16 protein-coding genes are annotated in these 19,633 nt (G+C 54.4%); 11 read left to right on the plus strand and 5 right to left on the minus strand.

From position 1 onward, the window contains the following. Nucleotides 1–98: 98 nt before the first annotated feature. Complete coding sequence (locus ABE504_RS27300; RefSeq protein WP_430094962.1) at nucleotides 99–770, plus strand: stalk domain-containing protein; 672 nt, start codon at nucleotides 99–101, stop codon at nucleotides 768–770. A 40-nt stretch (nucleotides 771–810) separates the two neighbouring features. Here the strand turns inward: ABE504_RS27300 and ABE504_RS27305 are convergent, their stop codons facing one another. From ABE504_RS27305 to ABE504_RS27320, 4 genes are all read right to left on the minus strand, one after another. After that, the gene (locus ABE504_RS27305) at nucleotides 811–1,311 is read right to left on the minus strand and encodes a hypothetical protein (RefSeq protein ID WP_430095088.1); all 501 of its coding nucleotides are present in this window, start codon (nucleotides 1,309–1,311) and stop codon (nucleotides 811–813) included. A 246-nt stretch (nucleotides 1,312–1,557) separates the two neighbouring features. Continuing rightward, complete coding sequence (thrC, locus tag ABE504_RS27310) at nucleotides 1,558–2,955, minus strand: threonine synthase (protein WP_430094963.1); 1,398 nt, start codon at nucleotides 2,953–2,955, stop codon at nucleotides 1,558–1,560. Nucleotides 2,956–3,479: 524 nt separating this feature from the next. Continuing rightward, complete coding sequence (locus tag ABE504_RS27315; protein WP_430094965.1) at nucleotides 3,480–4,511, minus strand: copper amine oxidase N-terminal domain-containing protein; 1,032 nt, start codon at nucleotides 4,509–4,511, stop codon at nucleotides 3,480–3,482. A gap of 135 nt (nucleotides 4,512–4,646) precedes the next feature. After that, complete coding sequence (locus tag ABE504_RS27320) at nucleotides 4,647–5,840, minus strand: MFS transporter (protein ID WP_430094966.1); 1,194 nt, start codon at nucleotides 5,838–5,840, stop codon at nucleotides 4,647–4,649. 518 nt (nucleotides 5,841–6,358) lie between these two features. Between ABE504_RS27320 and ABE504_RS27325 the strand changes: the two genes are divergently transcribed. The 8 genes from ABE504_RS27325 to ABE504_RS27360 all read left to right on the plus strand — a co-directional run bounded on the left by ABE504_RS27325 (nucleotide 6,359) and on the right by ABE504_RS27360 (nucleotide 16,910). Continuing rightward, nucleotides 6,359–6,814 carry a MarR family winged helix-turn-helix transcriptional regulator gene (locus ABE504_RS27325; protein WP_430094968.1) on the plus strand — a complete coding sequence of 152 codons (456 nt, stop codon included), beginning with the start codon at nucleotides 6,359–6,361 and terminating at the stop codon, nucleotides 6,812–6,814. Nucleotides 6,815–6,976: 162 nt separating this feature from the next. After that, nucleotides 6,977–7,936 carry a ring-cleaving dioxygenase gene (locus tag ABE504_RS27330; protein ID WP_430094969.1) on the plus strand — a complete coding sequence of 320 codons (960 nt, stop codon included), beginning with the start codon at nucleotides 6,977–6,979 and terminating at the stop codon, nucleotides 7,934–7,936. Continuing rightward, nucleotides 7,933–8,541 carry an alpha/beta hydrolase gene (locus ABE504_RS27335; protein ID WP_430094971.1) on the plus strand — a complete coding sequence of 203 codons (609 nt, stop codon included), beginning with the start codon at nucleotides 7,933–7,935 and terminating at the stop codon, nucleotides 8,539–8,541. Before ABE504_RS27330 ends, ABE504_RS27335 begins: the two co-directional genes overlap by 4 nt. A 39-nt stretch (nucleotides 8,542–8,580) precedes the next feature. Continuing rightward, entirely contained in the window at nucleotides 8,581–9,195 is a 615-nt protein-coding gene (locus ABE504_RS27340) for a flavin reductase family protein (protein ID WP_430095090.1), read from the plus strand. Nucleotides 9,196–9,367: 172 nt separating this feature from the next. Then, nucleotides 9,368–11,734 carry an alpha-L-rhamnosidase C-terminal domain-containing protein gene (locus ABE504_RS27345; RefSeq protein WP_430094973.1) on the plus strand — a complete coding sequence of 789 codons (2,367 nt, stop codon included), beginning with the start codon at nucleotides 9,368–9,370 and terminating at the stop codon, nucleotides 11,732–11,734. Nucleotides 11,735–11,935: 201 nt separating this feature from the next. Further along, nucleotides 11,936–12,967, plus strand: coding sequence for a fatty acid desaturase (locus ABE504_RS27350; protein WP_430094975.1), 1,032 nt, complete (start codon nucleotides 11,936–11,938; stop codon nucleotides 12,965–12,967). Nucleotides 12,968–13,110: 143 nt separating this feature from the next. After that, nucleotides 13,111–13,734 (plus strand): TetR/AcrR family transcriptional regulator, encoded by a 624-nt coding sequence (locus ABE504_RS27355; protein WP_430094977.1) that lies wholly within the window; start codon nucleotides 13,111–13,113, stop codon nucleotides 13,732–13,734. A gap of 65 nt (nucleotides 13,735–13,799) precedes the next feature. Continuing rightward, nucleotides 13,800–16,910 (plus strand): MMPL family transporter, encoded by a 3,111-nt coding sequence (locus tag ABE504_RS27360; RefSeq protein ID WP_430094979.1) that lies wholly within the window; start codon nucleotides 13,800–13,802, stop codon nucleotides 16,908–16,910. A 55-nt stretch (nucleotides 16,911–16,965) separates the two neighbouring features. On the opposite strand, the gene ABE504_RS27365 is transcribed toward ABE504_RS27360, so the two are convergent. Continuing rightward, nucleotides 16,966–17,514 carry an NADPH-dependent FMN reductase gene (locus tag ABE504_RS27365; protein ID WP_430094981.1) on the minus strand — a complete coding sequence of 183 codons (549 nt, stop codon included), beginning with the start codon at nucleotides 17,512–17,514 and terminating at the stop codon, nucleotides 16,966–16,968. Between the two features lie 247 nt (nucleotides 17,515–17,761). On the opposite strand from ABE504_RS27365, the gene ABE504_RS27370 reads away from it, so the two are divergent. Then, nucleotides 17,762–18,694 carry an ABC transporter permease gene (locus tag ABE504_RS27370; RefSeq protein WP_430095092.1) on the plus strand — a complete coding sequence of 311 codons (933 nt, stop codon included), beginning with the start codon at nucleotides 17,762–17,764 and terminating at the stop codon, nucleotides 18,692–18,694. Between the two features lie 23 nt (nucleotides 18,695–18,717). Further along, nucleotides 18,718–19,599: a carbohydrate ABC transporter permease gene (locus ABE504_RS27375; RefSeq protein ID WP_430094983.1), complete on the plus strand. Its 882-nt coding sequence runs from the start codon at nucleotides 18,718–18,720 to the stop codon at nucleotides 19,597–19,599. Nucleotides 19,600–19,633: the final 34 nt, after the last annotated feature.

Below are 19,633 nucleotides of genomic sequence, written 5' to 3' on the forward strand. Positions count from 1 at the left end.
GCCTCTTTTATGCCGAAATCCAAATCGATGCATCTGAAATGGACAAATCTCGCATATACTGAGAGTAAGAGACGGCTGCTGAGAGGAGCGTGGAGCGTGTGCGGGTGAAAAAATGGGTGCTTGGCGTTAGCGCCGGTGCGGTGCTGGTTGCGGCTTCGGCAGCGTACGCCTCGGAGGTGTTGCCGAAGGGCAGGCAGGTGGCGGTAAATCAGCAACTCCTGCACACCCCGGTTGAAGTGGCGAAGGACGGCACGACGATGACATCGGCGAGGGCGGTTGCCGAAGCGCTTGGTGCCAGCGTGAATTGGAACGAGCAGACGAACACCGTGGAAATTCAGAATGCGGACCCGACGTATCGGAACGATCAGGCGCAGGGGGCCTCTTTTCTCAGTTCGCTGCTCCATGGTCGATACAGCTTGCAGGTCGAAGTGATCGGGCACAAAGAGCCGGGGACGACGGTCGTTTTCTCCGATGGGTATGTGGATGTGCCGGAGAATACGGATTTTCAAAAGCTTTTTCTCATGCTGCTTGTAGAGCAACTAAGGGATCAGACGGGCCAAAAGATAGAATTCTGGTCCAATAAAGAGTTGGCCAAGGCGTATGTGGCAGGCCGCTACAAAGAGGATACGCTGGAAGGCTGGTCGGGGCTGAACGCCCGATTCGGGGAGTTAACGCGCGAGGGGGAGCAGGCGTATCTCACACATATTTTGAGCGTGCATGAGCGGGATGCTGTTATCCTTGGAAAATACAAAGAAAGGCCGCTCCGGTAAGTCCGGAATGGCCTTTTTCTTGTTTGCGGTTTGAGTCGCCCTACGAGCGACCCCGCATCAGCATCATGGCGCCGCCCACTACGATCAGTGCGATCGCAATGATGGATTGGTTGTGGAACACGCTGCTGAGCAGCGAACCGATCGAGAAAATCGCGAAGAACAGCAGCGACATCACGGCCAAAATGTTAATCGGAATCAGCAAATACCGGTTTCTTCCGCCGAACCAGTACAGCTCGAACAAGCCGACGGCGACCGCCATCATAAAACCCGGCCACATTAGGCCCCAGATGTTGAAAAGGGTGGAAAGCTGGCACACGATTCCGGCTGTCAGCAGGATGCCGCCTGGCACGAGAACGCCAACGCCTCTGCGCTGCAGGATGAAGAAGTACAGCCAGTGGAAGAACACCCCAACCGGAATGACGAACAGCGTCGGCCAGAAATTCGCGAAAATCGAACCCGTGCTGAACGTGACTTCCCCTTTTAGAAATAGAAACACGCCAAGCAAAATCAAGATCGGGCCGATGAATGCGCTGCGATTCATATTCATACTCAAGTCACTCACTCCTGCTCATTAGTTTTCATTGAACCCAGTATAGCACGGCGTTCGTCCAAGTGTCCTCCGACCTAGGGAGAGAACCTTTTCAGTCTAGAGACCGATTTCAAAATGAAAAACCTCCAGCCGCCGGTAGGGGCTGGAGGTTGGAGTCGCCTTGACGAGGCAGGGCGGACGAAGCTAAAGGGATGGGCCATCCTTCTCGGGATGGGCGTTTACTAATGCATGGACTGCTTAGAAGAAATTAACAAGCTCGTCTTTGATCGCGTCGTTGGAGCCGCCGACGACCTTCTGGAACTGCGGCTTCTCGAACAGCGCCTGAATCTGCTCCGGATACGTCTGCTGGATGCCGCGGAGGCGGATCGACTCGTCGAATTTGGCCGGGTGCGCCGTGGACAGCGTCACCGTGATCTCGCCGGGCGTCGCCAATTGGTCGGCTGCAGCGATGCCGCAAGCGGTATGCGGGTCGAGCAAGTAGTCGTACTTGCTGTAGTAGCCGCTGATCGTGTCGAGACACTCCTCGTTCTGTACGCCGTAAGCCGCGAAATCGGCCTGTACGGCTTCCAGTTTGTCAGCAGGGATCACAATGCGGCCTTCTGCTTTAAACTGCGCCATCAGCGTTGTAACGGCCTCTGTGTCCTCGCCATACAAGTAGAACAAGTAGCGCTCGAAGTTGCTCGCCACCTGGATGTCCATGGACGGGCTGTACGTGCCGCGGAACTCGCCCGGCTGGTACACGCCTTCTTTCACGAAGCGCTCGAGGATGTTGTTCTCATTCGTTGCGAGAATGAGTTTGTTGATCGGCAGCCCCATTTTTTGCGCGAGGTAGCCGGCAAAAATATCGCCGAAATTGCCCGTCGGCACGCTGAAGTTCACGTTGCTGCCTGCAATGGCGGCGTTGTCTTTCGCCACTTGGAAGTAGGCGTAGAAGTAGTACACCGTTTGCGCGAGGATACGCGCAATGTTGATGGAGTTGATCGCGCGCAGATGATAGCGCTCCTTGAACGCCACGTCGGCGAAAAGCTCCTTAATGATGCGCTGGCAGTCGTCGAAGGTGCCTTCGACGGACAGGTTCAGCACATTCGCGTCGTTCACCGTCGTCATTTGCAGCTCCTGTACCTTGCTGACCTTCTGGTGCGGGTGCAGAATACAGATGCGGATGCCTTCCTTGCCGCGCACGCCTTCGATCGCCGACGCGCCGGTATCGCCGGACGTTGCGCCGAGGATGTGAATGATCGAGTTCGTTCTGCGCGAGACGTAGCCGTACAGATTGCCAAGGAATTGCAGCGCAATGTCCTTGAACGCAAAGGTTGGGCCGTGGAACAATTCGAGCACGTACGTGCTGTCCGACAGCTTCTTGACCGGCGTCACTTCCGCATCGCGGAACGTGCCGTAGCTGTCGTCGACCAGCTTTTTCAGCTCGTCGCGTGGAATTTCGCCTTCCGTGTACAGCGAGAAAATTTCAAGCGCTAGCTCGGGGTAGGAGAGCTTTTGCCATTGTTTGAACGTGTCAGCCGACAACTGCGGGATCACCTTGGGAACGAGCAAGCCGCCGTCGTTGGCGAGTCCCATTAAGATCGCATCGATGAAGCCGAGAGGTGCTACTTTGCCGCGCGTACTAATGTATTCCATATGAATCCCCTTATACGATTGAATTTTCAGTTATTGTACCAAAAAACGCTGGCTTTGGACAGTGTTCATCCGTCTGGAAAGGGAAAGATCGGGGCGGCGTGGCGCTGATAAGAGTGGGAGCGGTTACATTTGGGGGAGGGCGAAATGGCATTCGGGTGAGGCATCGATCAAGCCTGCAAAAAGGCAGGAATTTTTCTCCGTTCCCTCCTGATTCGATGGAATGCCTGCGAAATGGCAGGCATTTTGGGCGAGGGCCCCCTTACCTGAGCAAATTTGTCCAAAAAACTGCCTTATCGCAGGTTTATTAGGGAAACCGCCATTGTGGTGAGAAATGCCTGCTGATTCGCAGGAATCCGTTTGCTGCGCGGCTGCCGACTCCGAGAGATGTAAAGCTCCAGGCCTGCGCAGTTCCCCGTGCGGATGCGGAAAAACGCCTTCCGAGCAGCTTGTGGAGCGAACGACACCTCCTCGCAGCTCCCCACGCAAATGGAAAAACCGCCCTCACCAAGGAGGGCGGCCTCACATTACTCTTCCGTCGGCACGACGACGACTTTCCAGGCGTTGCCGATCGGCGGCAGGCTCTTCGTCAGAGCCGGGCCGTAAAAGCCAATGACAGACGCGCCTTTCACCAGCGCGGCTTTATCGACCGGCTCGCCGTTCGGGTCCACGACGGCGGTGTCCTCACCCAGCTGCAGCACGACTTCGTCCGGTGCCGTCTCGGTCAAGCCGCTGCCTTTCACCAGCAGGCTGCCGTTCTCGCGCACGTCTTCGATCGTGCCGGCCGTTCCTACCGTGCCGGCGTGCAGCGCGGTATCCAGCACGGTCAGCTTCGTCGCGTAGGTCTGCGGCGGCAGGCTTTGCGCCATCGCCATCGAGTGCTCCGCAGACACCGTGAGGCCTGAGTGCAGGTCGGAGAGGCTGAGCGTTTTGCCGTCCAGCGTCTGGTACACGGTGTCTTTGCCCACGTTCAGCACGATGCCGTCCATGGCGGCGCCTTGAATGTGGATGGCGGCGTTATCGCCATTCACGCGGATCGTCGAGATGACGCCGGTGGATTGCACCTTTTTGGCCTCGTCGCTCAGCGAGACGGAGATGGAAGTGCCCTTCGTTGCAACGGAGCCGTGCAGCACTTTCGAGACAAAAGAAGCCGGCACATACAGACGGCTGTCCACCAATTCCGGCGCGGTGCCGAGCGAGGTCAGCATTTTATTGATCGTGTACGTATCCTTGCCTGTCGTAACAACCGTATAGATGTTACCTTTGGTCAATTCTACGGCATACGTGTCGGGATTCCATGTCAGTGCGAAGCCCAGACTTTCGGTCACGGCGCGCAGCGGCACCATCGGTTCTTGGCCGGCAGGCTTCATAAAGCCAGTCTCTTCAATCGCATTGCCATTGACTTGGATCGTGTAAGGGGCTGGGACAGGAGCCGAGATGGGCACGACAGCGTTAATCGGGACGGCTACAGGGACAGGGGCATCTGCGTACGCAGCGCCGGCTCCCAGCACGCTGGTTACGGAGAGAATGGCCAAACTTTTTTTCATTACAGATTTCATGTGTGATTGTTTCCTTTCTGTATGTAAATGTAATCGTATGCTGATCTAACTAACGGAAGCGGTCCTCGGAAAGTTGCAGACATGCTGAGAAAAAGAAAAAAAAGGCCCGGGGAAATCCCCGAACCTTCTTATGAATCAACGTGCGCTGCGCTCTCTGAGGACGCTCCACAGGAGAAGGAGAAAGCCGAGTCCGGTCACGCCTGCACCGATCCAAGGCAGCGACGCGAGGCCGAGATGCGTGATCGCCCACCCGCCGAGAAAAGCGCCTCCCGCATTGCCCAGATTCAGGGCGGAATGGGTGGAGGTGGCGGCGAGCTCGGGGGCTTTTTTCGCTAGGTTCATGATGCGAATTTGCAGACCGGGCAGAATGCCGAAAGCGGCGACGCCCCAGACGAAAATCGTAATAATCGCCGGGACCTTGGCATGATCCGTGAAGGCGAAGACACACAGGATTAGCGCCAGCGCCGCGAAGTTAACTACGAGCGAAGGGAGCAGCTTCCAATCCGCCAGCTTGCCGCCGATGATATTACCGAGCGTCACACCGCAGCCGAATAAAATCAGAATCCACGTCACGGCACTCTCCGAGAAGCCGGTAATTTGAATCAGAATCGGCGCAATATACGTGAAGACGGCGAACAGACTGGAGCAGCCCAGTGCACCGATGAGAAAAACAAGCAACAGCTTCGGCTTCACTAATTCGCGCACTTGTTGCATGAGACTGGTGTTCGTTTTTTGTTGGATGTTCGGGATAAAAATTAGTATGCCCACAAGTGAGATAACACCCATAATCATCACAGAGACAAAAGAGGCACGCCAGCCAAGATTGTGGCCGATGAACGTGCCAAGCGGCACGCCGATGATATTGGCGATGGCGAGGCCGGACATCATGATCGCGATGGCGCTCGCGCGCTTATCAGGGCGGACAAGGCTAGCGGCGATGACGGAGCCGACGCCGAAGAAGGTGCCGTGCGCCAGCGCCGTAATGAGGCGCGCGAGCATCACTATGCTGTAGTTCGGTGCTGCCGCGGCGAGCCCGTTGCCTAGCACGAAGATGAGCATGAGCACGATGAGCAGCCTTTTTTGCGGCAGCCGGTGGGTCAGCATCGCCAAGATTGGCGCCCCGAAAGCAACGCCAAGCGCATAGCCGGTAATCAATTGTCCGGCTTGGGAAATACTAACGTGCAGGCTGTCCGCCACACCGGGCAAAATACCCATGATAACGAATTCCGTCATCCCAATAGCAAACGCGCCGACTGTTAAGGATAAAAGGGAGATGGGGAAGCGATCTTTCTCCACCATCGTCCCGGACACTACATTTGAAGCTTGCATATGGTTCTTCCTCCATCTTTTTTGAAAACTCATGATGAAAATGAATGAAATCGACTAATTTTAGCACGCTTTTCTTGCTTTGTGCAGTGTTTTTTGATGCACCGTTGGTCAATTGCAGGCAATGGCAAGTTATCTTCACCACCTGTTTGTTCAGGTCCGAGGCACTGGCGCCACAGCGTTTATTGCTCTCAAAATCCGTCATTCCAATTTGTAACGTTTGCCCTAGCGCTTATTTGCACCAAAATCGGTGGAGTCTGCCCAGTTTCATCTATATAGGCGCTGCTGCAACCGTTACGCCTGAGAATCACGATCTTTCGGTCTCCGCATACTGCAACACTTCGTCCATCACGGGCTCGCCCCGCTATTCTTCCTTCTCCCTCCAGCCCCGCATTCTACATACTTCTCCCCCCCCTCAATTCTGTAGTTTTTTCACACATGCATTTTAACTGTTGACATCTATCTCAAATTGTATTATCTTTAATTCAAGATATTAAACGAAACAAACCGAGGTGAACGACATGAGTGATGCCAAAATCTCCGATAAAAATATCGCCTTGGATTTATACATTGCGCTCTCCCGCGCCAGCGAGTGGGTGAATGCCCACGGCGATCGAGATATTCGCAAGCACGGCTTGAACCGTACGGAGTTCGGTGTTCTTGAACTGTTGCATCACAAGGGGCCGCAGCCGATTCAACAAATTGGCAGCAAGGTGCTTATGAGTTCGGGGAATATTACGTACGTGGTCGATAAGCTGGTAAAGAAAAATTACGTCGTCCGCAACACGTCGGCAGAGGATCGGCGGTTGGTTTTTGCCGAGATTACGGCGGAGGGCAAGCAGTTTATTGAAGAGGTATTTCCAAGTCACACGGAAGTGATTGAGGGGGCCGTCGCCGGGCTCACACGCGATGAGCAAAGAGTGGCTAGCGCGCTGCTCAAGAAGCTTGGCAAGTACGCGCAGGAAGGATTCAAGTAGAATCCTTTCCATGCGTAGGCAAGTCCCAGGCACATGATTCGGTCAACGAGGGGCATGGTCAAGTTGCATGAGCAGAGCAAAGGGTATATCAATAGGAAGTCACTTTTTTAACCCCTGATATCTTGAAATAAAGATTCTTAATTATAAAGGAGTTGGCTGAAAATGACACAACAACAACAACAAACCGCAGGTATCCACCATATCACCGCTTTTGTACAAAGCGCGCAAGGAACCGTTGATTTTTATGCTGGTATTCTCGGGCTTCGCTTGGTGAAAAAAACGATTAACTTTGATGCACCGGAAGTATATCACCTCTACTTTGGGAATGAAATCGGCGGCCCTGGCACGATTATTACCTTTTTCCCTTGGGCGGGCTCGCGCAAAGGGCGCATCGGCGGCGGTCAAGTCGGTATCACAACCTATGCTGTTCCAACAGGCAGCCTAGACTTCTGGCAAGCGCGGCTGAGCCAATTCGGGGTTGCGTTCGAGCGGACAGAACGCTTTGGCGAAACCTACCTGCAGTTCGCGGATCGCGATGGCCTGCAGCTTGAAATCGTGGAGCGCGCTGAAGGAGCGCCGAGCCAGTGGGCATTCGGCGGCGTATCGCTCGAGCACGCGATCAAAGGCTTCGGCGGTGCGGTGCTCTACAGCACAGCGCCGGATCGCACCGCCCATCTCGTGGAGCACGTGATGGGGCTGACCAAAGTCGGGCAAGAGGGTGCCTATGCCCGGTTCAAAGCTTACGGTGACATCGGCAACGTCATCGACATTAACATCACGCCGATGGCTTACGGCGCTGGCGGCGCCGGCACGGTCCACCATATCGCATGGCGGGCGAAAGATGATGCTGAGCACGCGCTCTGGAGAAGCCACGTTGAAAGCCAAGGCTATCATCCGACGCCGATCGTCGATCGTCAGTATTTTAACGCGATCTACTTCCGCGAAGAAGGCGGCATCCTGTTCGAGATCGCGACAGATCCACCAGGCTTTGCCCGCGACGAAGAGCCGGACGCGCTGGGCGAAAAAATCATGCTGCCCGCTTGGTTTGAAGAGCACCGCGATCAAATCGAGAGCAATCTGCCGCCGATTGCCGTGCGGGTTTTGGAGGAGGATGCACAATGAGACATCTCTTTCAGCAAGGTTCGGACGCTGCGGCGCCAGTCTTGGTGCTCTTTCACGGCACAGGCGGGACGGAGACGGATCTCCTCCCGCTCGCCCAAGCAATTTCCCCAACGTCCTCGGTCCTGAGTGTCAGAGGAAATGTGCTCGAGAACGGCATGCCGCGTTTTTTCCGCAGGTTGGCGGAAGGCGTCTTCGATGAAGAAGACCTCATCTTCCGGACGACGGAGATGTACAATTTCCTTGACGAGGCTGCGGCCGAGCACGGGTTTGACCGCCGTAATCTGGTGGCGATTGGCTATTCCAACGGCGCCAATATCGCCGGGAGCTTGTTGTTCCACTACCCGGATGCGTTGCGTGGGGCGATTTTGCATCATCCGATGGTGCCGCGGCGCGGGATCGCGCTGCCGGATCTCACGGACGTGCCGGTATTTATCGGCGCTGGGCGCAATGATCCGATCTGCTCGCCGGAGGAAACGACCGAGCTGGAGGATCTGCTCAGCACGGCCGGCGCCGACGTGCAAGTGCACTGGGAGTCGGCCGGCCATCAGCTGACGCGCTCGGAAGTCATGGCCGCAGCGGAGTGGATGAAAGGCAGCGGGCTGTAAGCCGCGAAAAAGGCAAAGGGAGGCCGATACGTTATGGCAATGCGGGCCATTGATCCGTCCTCGCAAAGCGAGCGCGACAATTATAAGCTGCTGATCGGCAGCATTATTCCAAGACCGATTGCGTTCGTGACGACGCTGTCGGAGGGTGGGGTGCTGAACGCGGCGCCGTTCAGCTACTTCACCATTGTCACCGCGGACCCCCCGATGGTCGCGGTGTCGGTCCAGCGCAAGCAAGGTGTCCGGAAGGACACCTCGCGCAACGCCATCACGACGGGGGAGTTCGTCGTGCACATCGCGGATAGCTCCTATATTGGAGCTATCAATACGACCGCAGCGCCGCTCCCTCCGGAGGAGAGCGAAGCGGCGCTGGCGGGGTTGACGCCGGCGGCGAGCCTCGCCGTCGCCGTGCCGGGGATCGCCGAAGCCTCCATCCGCATGGAATGCGTGCTGGAGCAGGCGATCCCGCTCGGCGGCACCGCGGATGCGCCAACCGCCGATCTGTTGATTGGCCGCGTCGTGCAGTTCCACGTCGCGGAGGATGTGATCGATGGCCGGGGCCATATCGATGCGGGCCGGCTTCAGCCGGTGAGCCGCCTCGCCGGCAACAGCTATGCGCAGCTCGGTGAGGTGTTCGAGCTGGAGCGGCCGGTATGAAGACGCTATCTAAGGTTTGCCCATTCCCAGAGCAATGTGGGAATGGGCTTTTTTGCCTTGGAGGGTACATGTTAATCCGGCGAAGAAGTGTAGATTGATGCAGCGACTTATCGTCGGTAAGGTAGGTCTGAAAGTATTGAAGTGTACACTTTGATTTGAAGGGGATTCCATCATGACGAAACCTTGGGAACAGACGCCTGCTTGGCGCTGCCGTTGGGTGACTTGCCCGGAAGCGGGACAGCCTCCATTCGTAACGATGTATCGTTGCACATTTACGTTAAGCGAAGCGATGCGAGTGCGTATACATGTATCGGGAGATGAAAGGTATGAGCTATACCTAGACCAGCGGAGGATCGGTCGGGGCAGCGAACGGGGGGATCGCAGCAATTGGTTTTATGAGACCTATGAGGTTGAGATCGCTGAAGGGGAACATCAATGGATGGCGAGATGCTGGGCGCTGGGGCCTTACAAGCCATGGGCTCAGGCCACTGTGCAGCCCGGTTTCCTGCTCTGCCCGGAAGCGGAGGCGCTTGAGCCTCTGATGGGCACTGGCATTGCCCGGTGGGAGACGAAGCCCATGCCCGGCTATCAGTTCATTCCAACGCCTTCCGGTATCGGCACAGGCGCTAAGCTGGACATTGACGGCTTCGCCTTTGACTGGGACGCGTTGTCGGGAGGAAGCGGCGGCTGGGTGCTTGCACAGCCTGAAGAAGATGTTGTGCTTAGAGAGAATAACTATCATCTTTCATCTGTGCAGCGCCTGATGCGCCCGGCTGTTCTGCCCGCGATGCAGGAAGTTCGGTTCTATCCGAAAGCGGTTCGATATATTGCGGAAGCCGGCGTGTTGGAGGCCGGCAGTCAGCCGATCGACACAGGCTCTGATTTATCAGAGGAGCACGCGAACTGGGGCGGCCTCTTAACGGGCGACCCTGTCGAGGTTCCGGTGCACACCCGCAGGCGTATCATTTTGGACTTAGGCAACTATTATTGTTTATATCCGGAACTCGTTGTATCGGGCGGAAAATCCGCGGTCATTCGGCTTCATTGGGCCGAGGCCCTTTATGAGGGGGCGAATGGCGAAAGGAAGACAAAAAGGGACGAGATTGCCGGCAAATGGTTTATTGGCATTGGCGACACGTTCCGTCCGGATGGGGGAGCGCATCGAAAGTTTGAAACGTTATGGTGGCATGCGGGGCGGTACGCAGAACTCATCATTGAAACAGGAAGCGACGCCCTCCGCGTGGAGCAACTTACATTACTGGAAACGAGATATCCCCTGACAATGGAAGGCTTTATCCACAGCAGTGATGAACGTCTCAACCGAGCGATGGCCATATCGTTCAGAACGCTGCAAATGTGTTCGCATGAGACTTACATGGATTGTCCTTATTGGGAACAGCTGATGTATGTGGGAGATACCCGCATTCAGTCGTTGGTTACCTATGTCAGCACACTTGACGACCGCTTACCGCGGAAGGCGCTGGAGATGTTTCAAGCGTCCCGCAACAACCATCTGGGACTTGTCAATTGTGCTTACCCGGATCAAGCGGGGAAACATATCTCTACATTTTCGTTCTGGTGGGTTGCAATGGTCTATGATTATGCTTTATGGCGAGGAGACCGCGAATGGGTACGTCACCTAATGATCAGTGTCCGGGATGAATTGGAACGGCTGCTCAGCCATCGCACATCGGACGGTCTGGTGAAGCTGCCGGTGGCATGGAACTTTCTGGACTGGCAGACTTCGGCAAACGAGGCATGGAGCCATGGTGAACCGCCATACGGGCCGGATCGGCTAAATGCGGCATACAATCTTTTGGCCGTTCATGTATTGGAATTAACGGCCAAGCTGGAGATCTATCTGGGCGAGGATGAGCTGGCAAGCAGAACTGGGCGAATGGCCAAAGAATTAGGCGACCGGGTTCAGAAGACGTTCTGGAACGAGCAAAGAACATTGTTCGCCGACGACACGGCTCATCGGCATTACTCCGAGCATACCCAAGTGCTTGCCATCCTTTGTGATGCCATTGCTCCTGTGCGCTCCCGTCGTCTCGTACCTGTCATGCTGCAGGCCGACGATATTATGCGTACGAGCATTTATTTCGATCATTATATGTTAGAGGCGCTTGCCGCGTCGGGGCATGGGGATAAAATGATGGAGAGACTCCATCCTTGGCTTCATATGGAGGAAGAGGGGCTCCGGACAACACCGGAAATTTTCCAGGCTGCTACACGTTCAGACTGTCATGCCTGGGGGGCGCATCCAATCTATCATTTCTATACAAATATGCTAGGCATTCGTCCAGCTTCGATGGGCTTTCAATCTGTTGTAATTCGTCCGCAGCCTGGGCAGCTAACAAGCATGCACGGTAAAGTGCCGCATTCAAAAGGTTGTATTGAAGTGAAGGTAGACCGCGAAGGAGAGGATTGGATTATTGACATCCAACTTCCGCAAGGGTTGCCGGGTACGTTGGTCTGGAACGGGGAGGACTATGTATTAGCGGAAGGACGGAATGATTTTAAATTCGGAATAAGTTGACTAAGAAGTTCATCCTGCTTTCGCTTTACTTATATTGCCTTTTACAAGGATCACCCTGGACAGTATGATGAGGGAGCAGCAACTAAATATTTTCTGTGAAAACGGGAACCCATTTGGCATCGCGGCGTAGTACATCGAATGAGTATAGCGACAACCAAATACAATCCGTTGTCTTAACGCGGAGTGAGGGGTTCATAGTTAATGACAATGAAAAAAACCGGCTGGCGAGCCGACATCGCGCCTTATGAAAAACCGCAATGGAAGATGAGTATGTGGCAGATTGTGAATACGGTAGGCCCATTCCTGGTACTGTGGGTGTTGGCTTTCCTTAGTCTGTCGGTCTCAGTCTGGTTGACATTGCTGGTAGATGTCCTTGCAGCCGGGTTTTTAGTGCGCATTTTCATCATTTTTCACGATTGCTGTCACAAATCTTTCTTTCGAAATAAATGGGCGAACGAAGCCGTCGGCACGCTGATGGGGATTCTGACCTTCGTTCCTTTTCATCAATGGCGGCACACGCATGCCGTGCATCATGCCTCCAGCGGCAATTTGGACCGGCGTGGGGTAGGGGATATCTGGACGCTGACTGCGCAAGAATATATGGAGGCATCTCGACTCCGCCAATTGACGTACAGACTGTATCGCAATCCGACTATCATGTTCCTGATCGGCCCGATTTACATTTTTCTAATCGATTACCGGTTTAATCGGAAGCGCGCGGGCATGAAGGAGCGCATGAATACGTATTTGACCAATGCCGTGATTTTCGGTGCATTTGGTTTACTGATCTGGGGGATCGGCTGGCAATCCGTCCTGCTGATCGAAGGACCGATGTTCCTGCTTTCCGGTATGGCAGGGATTTGGCTGTTCTACGTGCAGCACAACTATGAGGAGACCTACTACGAGAACGAGGCGGAGTGGGACTATGTGAAAGCGGCGATGCACGGCAGTTCTTTTTATCATCTGCCAAGGGTGCTGCAATGGATTACCGGCAATATCGGGTATCATCACATTCATCATTTAAGTCCGCGCGTGCCGAATTACCATCTGGAGAAGGCTCACCATGCCAATGAAGTGCTCCGTGACGTGCAAACGATTACGCTGCGGACAAGTCTCCAGTCGTTGAAATTTCGGATTTGGCACGAAGAGAAGAAGCGATTCATTACTTTTCGCGAAATGAAAGTTATGAAGGTCAAGCTGCCGCAGATGAAAGCGGCGGTGAAACTCGACTAACGACTGCCGCCGCTTGGTTAACGCTGAGAGGCGGTTTTTTGCCGCAATTTTGCCATAAACTCACTTTGTCCCCCAGTTGAATTCCTCGCAGCCCAGCAGTATAATGACAACTATGACGTCAAACAGTAAACAGGTGTTTATTAATGCAGATTCTAAAAGATGAAGTCAAACGCAGCATATGCACAGCGGCTTTGGCGGAGTTCAAGCAGCATGGTTTCCTCAAAGCGTCGATGCGACAGATCGCGGAAGCGGCGGGCATGACGCCAGGGAACATTTATCGCTATTTTAAAAGCAAAGAGGATCTGTTCGGCGAACTGCTGCAGCCCGTCTACGAAGAGCTGACGATGGCGATGGGCACGATTAAGCAGGAAATCGACGGCAGCTTGTGCGTGGAAGTGAAGGATCATTTGAGCTTTTTGCGCCAAATCGATGCGACGCTGATCCGGCTGTTTCGCGAGTCGAGCACGGAGCTGAATATTTTGCTGAACCTTAGTGAAGGCTCGGAGTATCGGGCGGTGAAGGGCGATCTGGTCACGCTCGTGAATCAGATTATGCTCGATGTGTACGGCACGATGAGTGAAGTGCCAGGTACGCTGTCGCCGCGGGAGCAGGCTTCCGCACGGATGGTTGCCTCCACGATTATGGAGAGCATTTGTCTGATTTTGCGGGAGAATGAGGATGGCGATATGATTAAAATGCTGGTCGACGAGCTGCTCTTTATGTACTCTGTCGGTATCAGCGAAAAAATGCGGCTTCGGCATACGTAAATTTTTTTGACTGAATAATGAACGCCTGTTTACTGCTTGGCAAGATGGGATGGAGGAGAAAAAAGATGAAGAAAATCATACAATGGCGCTGGGCGATTCTGGCTTTGTGGCTGGCGGCGACCGTCGTGCTTACGGTGTTTCAGCCGGATGTAAATGCGATTCTCGGGCTGCGCGGCCAGGACCCGCTGAAGAGCGACAGTCCGTCAAAGGTGGCGGCGTCGATTTTGAACAAAATGAACGGCGTCGAGGGCACGAGCGATATTCTCGTGTTCCACAACCCGGATAAGCTGTCGCAGGCCGATATGCAAGCGATTGAAGCGGGCATTGCGAGCATGAAAAAACACCAGCAAGAGCTTGGCTTCGATCAATTGCTCGATCCGATTTCGATGCCGGACGCCAAGTCGTCGCTCATTTCGGAGGATGGCACGACGCTGATGGCGAGCTTTAGCCTGGATAAGAGAGGCCGTCACGTCGATGAGATTCAGAAGCAGTTCGATGAGGTTTTGGCTGATGTGAAGGTGCAGCACTACTTCTCCGGGGAGGATTTTATTCAAGATGATTATCTGAAAGCCTCGGAATCCGGCGTGGAAAAGAGTGCGATCCTGACGGTCTTGTTCATTCTGGTCGTACTGATCGTGATGTTCCGGTCGGTCATCATCCCTGTCGTCTCGCTTTTTGCCGTAGGGGTTTCCTACATGGTGTCCTTCGGGATCGCGGCGCAGCTCATCGACAAGTTCAATTTCCCGGTCACGAGCGTGACGCAGATGCTGCTCATCGCGATTTTGTTCGGGATCGGGACGGATTACAACATCCTGCTGTTCAACCGCTTCAAAGAAGAGCTTTCGCATGGACGCTCTATTGACGATGCGATTCTGACGACGTATCGTACGGCGGGGAAAACGATTTTTTATAGTATTCTCACGGTGATTATCGCGTTTGCAGGGCTGACGTTCTCGGACTTCGGCATCTATCAATCGGCCAATGTTGTGGCCATCGGCGCGGCGGTGCTGCTGCTGGAAATCGTCACGGTGACGCCTTTCTTCATGAAGGTGCTAGGCGGCAAGCTGTTCTGGCCTTCGAAAGGGACGTCCGGTCACGGCGAGAGCAAGTTCTGGGCAGGCTTGACGCGGACTGCGGTGAAGCGGCCGATTGTGACGACGGTGCTTATTCTCATTATTATGGTGCCGATTGCGCTGCTGAACCATCAGAAGCTGTCGTTTGACCAGTTAAAAGAACTCGGGGGCGGCTACGATTCCACGAAAGGCTTCTCCCTTGTGGCGGATCACTTTAGCCGTGGGCAGGCGCTGCCGACGATGGTCGTCATTGACAACGATCTCCCGCTAAATACGAATGACGGCATGGCCGCAATCGATAAGGTGACGGAAAAGCTGAAAAGCATCCCTGGCGTCGACAAGGTGTCCAGCGTGACGCAGCCGCAGGCGAAGCCGATCGACGACTTTTATGTGTCGAACCAGACGGAGACGGTGGCCGAGGGCATCACCGCTTCACAGAAAGGCGTGGATCAGATTCGCGACGGTCTGAACACGATGCAGAGTAAGCTGACCAGCCCGGATCTGTCCAGTGTGTCGCAGCTGACGGACGGGACGGCGCAGGTGCAGGACGGCTACGTGCAGCTGACTGCAGCGCTGAATCAGGTGGCGAGCGGCGTAGCGCAAGGCGCGGGCGGTGCCGGCGATCTGAAAGCCGGCATCACGAAGTTGAAGGATGGCCTGGCCCAAGTGCAGGCCAATATGACGCAGCTCAGCGAGGGTCTGACGCAGCTGCAGCAAGGCTATGTCGGCGTGACGGACGGGTACGCGCAGATCGAAGGGAAGTTGTCGGACATTCAGCAAGGCTTGGCCGGGATGAATGCGTTGATTGGCGGGCTGGGCGCGAAGTATAGCGACCTGGCCGCCGATAGCGACTACGTCAAGCTGAAAGCGACGGGCGAGGGTTTGGCGTCCGGTCTGGCGCAGCTGACCGGGGGACTGAAGGAGCTTGGCGCGAACGCTGCCAAGCTGAATGAAGGCTTCGCGGCGTCCACGCAGGGACTCGCGCAGTTGGGCGACGCCCAGGCGCAGCTGGCGTCGGGTCTTGCGGCGCTCGAGAGCGGCGCGGATGCGCTCGCGAAGGGGCTCGCGCAGGGCAGCGCGGGCAGCCGCGAGATCGCCGCGAACATGGCGAAGCTGAACGCTGCGCTGGGCAGCGTCCGCGACGGTCAGCAGAAGCTGAGCGACGGCTTGTCGGGGCTGGGTGACGGGATGACCCAGCTCAAGGACGGCCTTGGCAAGAGCGGCGGCGGTCTGGGTGACGTGTCCGACGGCCTTGGCAAAACGAGCGCGTTCCTCACGCAGCTCAGCGGCACGAAGACGTTCTTCCTGCCGAAGGAAGCGCTGGAGAGCGCGGATTTTGCGAAGTCCATGGACAATTTCATGTCCAAGGATCGCAAGATGACGAAGATGATCGTCATTCTGAAGGATGATCCGTATTCTTCGGAGGCGATGGATACGATTGAGGCCATTAACACCGAGCTTGCGGCTAGCGTAAAAGGCACGGTGCTGGAAAAAGCGACGGTTGGCGCGGCAGGCCCAAGCTCGACAACGTATGATACGAATAAAGAGCAGCTGAAGTCGTTCAACTCGACGGCGGTCATCGTCATCATCGGCGTGTTCATCGTCCTGCTGTTCGTGATTCGCTCGTTCTGGCCGTCGATTTTCATTATCGGCTCACTGTTAATCTCGTACTATGTCGCAATGACATCGACGAACGTATTCACGAAGTATGTAATTGGAGCGGATGGTGTTTCCTCGTTCGTGCCGTTTTTCTCCTTCATTATTATCATCGCGGTCGGCGTGGACTACAGCATCTTCTTGATGATGCGGTACAAGGAACTCGGCCACCTGTCGCCGGGCGCGGCGATTGTCGAAGCCGCGAAGCATATCGGCGGCGTAGTCATCTCCGCGATGCTGATCCTGGGCGGCACGTTTGCAACGCTGATGCCGTCAGGGTTAGTCTTGCTCATCGAGCTGGCGATCGCTTGTATTGTCGGGCTCGTGGTCTTGTGCTTCATCCTGCTGCCGATGCTGCTGCCGGCGCTGCTGGCTTTGCCGGAGTCGCTGCGCGCACGCAAGCAGGCAGCGAAAGGGCATGTGAAGGCGGAAAGCCAAACGGTGTAAGAATAAATCAAAAGAACCCCCTCAACGATGAGGGGGTTTTATATATTTGTATGACTTAGCGCAGCGTTTTCAATGCTCCACTCCATGCGATCACTTGATCCAGCATGGCGTTGACATTCGTAAGATGAAGCTCAGCCGGCTTGAACGTGGAGTAGTTTTCAAAATCGGTAAACAACGACAAGGTTGGGTGCACGCGTACATCGGCAATCAGCAGCTCGCCCAGAATGCCGCGCAAGTGTTCTGCTGCCCGTGCGCCGCCCGTTGAGCCGTAGCTCACGATGCCTGCGGCTTTGTTGTTCCAAGCTTCGCGCGCGGAATCCAGCGCGTTTTTCAATGAGCCCGTAATGCTGTGATTGTATTCGGCTACGATGAAAACAAAGCCGTCCAAGGAGCCAATTTTTTCATTCCATGCAGCAAGTCCAGGCTCTTGTCCGGAGCCTTCTCCTAAAAAAGGCAGCTTGAATTCCACGATGTCAACGATTTCGTAGTCGGCATCTTGTCTTTGATCTGCGATTTGTTTTACCCATTCGCCTACCTGCGGACTTACGCGTCCTTGGCGAGAACTGCCTAGAATAATACCGATTTTTAGCGCGTTGTTTGCCATCTGAACCCTACCTCCATATAAAAAATAAGTAAATAGAAGAAAATTTGTTTCTTGTATAATTATAGTTTTTTCACTGCGGGATGGGAAGAGGGCACTTTTTATATACCTGACCTAAAAAAAACACAAGTCCCCAAAAAGACATTCCATTGTTGCAAGCGGTACCAACGGGTACCATAGAACTATAACATCGACGATTTCAAGTGAGGGGGGCCAGAGGATGGCGATGAACGCGGAAGCGGTTGAGAAGATGAATCAGCGCGCGCAGGCGAAGAAGGGTAACGAATTCCTGCGGGCGTTTTGGAAGTATAGGGCGCTCTATTTGATCTCGCTGCCGGGGATTTTATATTTTATCGTGTTTAAATACGTACCGTTGGTAGGATCTGTGATCGCGTTTCAGGATTACAACATTTTTGACGGGATTACGGGCAGCAAGTGGATCGGGTTCGACAACTTTACCCGGATGTTCGCGCATTACGATTTTCTTAAAATATTAAAAAACACGGTGCTCATCGGGCTCTACGATCTCGTGTTTGCGTTCCCGGCGCCGATCATCCTCGCGCTCTTGCTCAATGAGCTCCGCGTGGTGCTGTACAAGCGTGTGCTGCAGACGATCGTATACATGCCGCACTTCTTGTCCTGGGTTATCGTAGGCGGGATCGCGGTCGGCATTCTCTCCCCCTCCTCAGGCGCGGTGAATCAATTGCTGACATGGCTTGGTTTCGAGCCGATTTACTTCCTTGGCGAAGAATCGTGGATTCGCACGGTGCTGATTTCGTCAGGCATTTGGCGGGATTCCGGGTACGGTACGATCATTTACTTGGCGGCGCTGGCGGGCATTAACCCCGATCTATACGAGGCGGCCGAGGTGGATGGCGCGAACCGCTGGAGACAGACGATCTCCATTACGCTGCCTTCCTTGCTGCCGACGATTATGATTTTGTTCCTGCTGCATATCGGCAAGTTCCTGGATTTCGGCTTCGAGCGCGTGTTCGTTTTCCTGAATCCGCTTAATATAGAAAGCGGCGAAATTTTAGATACGTACATTTACACGGCCGGTTTGCTCGGTCAGCAGTTCAGCTATACGACGGCGATTGGCCTCTTTAAAGCGCTTGTCGGCGTAATCTTTATTGTCATTGGCAACGTGTTCAGTAAGAAAACGACGGGTGAAAGCTTGTACTAAACAGAAACGGAGGTGGATGCATTATGAATCGCAGGCCGACAGCCGGTTGGCAAGTGTTCAACGGCTTCAATGTCATTTTTCTCACGGTTTTATCGCTGGCGATGCTCCTGCCGTTCTTAAACGTGCTGGCCCAGTCGTTCAGCTCTTCGGAATCGATTGTGAACGGGAAGGTTCTGTTCCTTCCGGTCGAATTTACGTCAATTAACTATCAATATGTGTTCAGCGACGCTTCGATTTGGCGTTCCTTCGGGGTCACGGTGTATATTACGGTAGTCGGGACGCTGATTAACTTAATCGCGACGGCATCGCTGGCATACCCGATTTCGCGGCAGGAGTACAAAGGCAGCAAAATCATCGTTGTGATGGTTCTGATTACAATGGTCTTTACGGCGCCGCTGATTCCGAACTTTATTTTGATGAAAACCCTGCATCTGACGAACTCCCTCTGGGCGCTTATGCTGCCAGGCGCAATCAGTGCCTTCAATTTTTTCGTGATGCGTTCGTTCTTCCTGCAAATTCCGAGCGAGCTTATTGACTCCGGCCGCATCGACGGCTGTTCGGAGCTGCGCATGATCTGGAGCATCATTCTCCCGCTGTCCAAGCCGGTAATGGCGTCTCTGGGGATTTTCTACGCGGTGAGTCACTGGAATACGTACCAAAGCGCCTTGTACTATATCTCCAAGCCGACGCTTTGGCCGCTGCAAGTGAAGCTGCGCCAACTCATCCAGACGGACGACATTTCCATTGATCCGAACGCTGCGCAATTCAGCGGTCTGGCTCATATGGATCCGGAAGGTATCAAAATGGCAACAATTATTATTGCAACGGTGCCGATTATTCTCATTTACCCGTTCTTGCAGCGTCATTTCGTCAAAGGGATGATGGTCGGATCGGTGAAATCCTAAAAAAATGACAATTCGAACTAAAGACTATCCATAG

The sequence above is a fragment of the Paenibacillus oryzisoli genome (assembly GCF_050467285.1).
Taxonomy (GTDB): domain Bacteria; phylum Bacillota; class Bacilli; order Paenibacillales; family NBRC-103111; genus Paenibacillus_E; species Paenibacillus_E oryzisoli_A.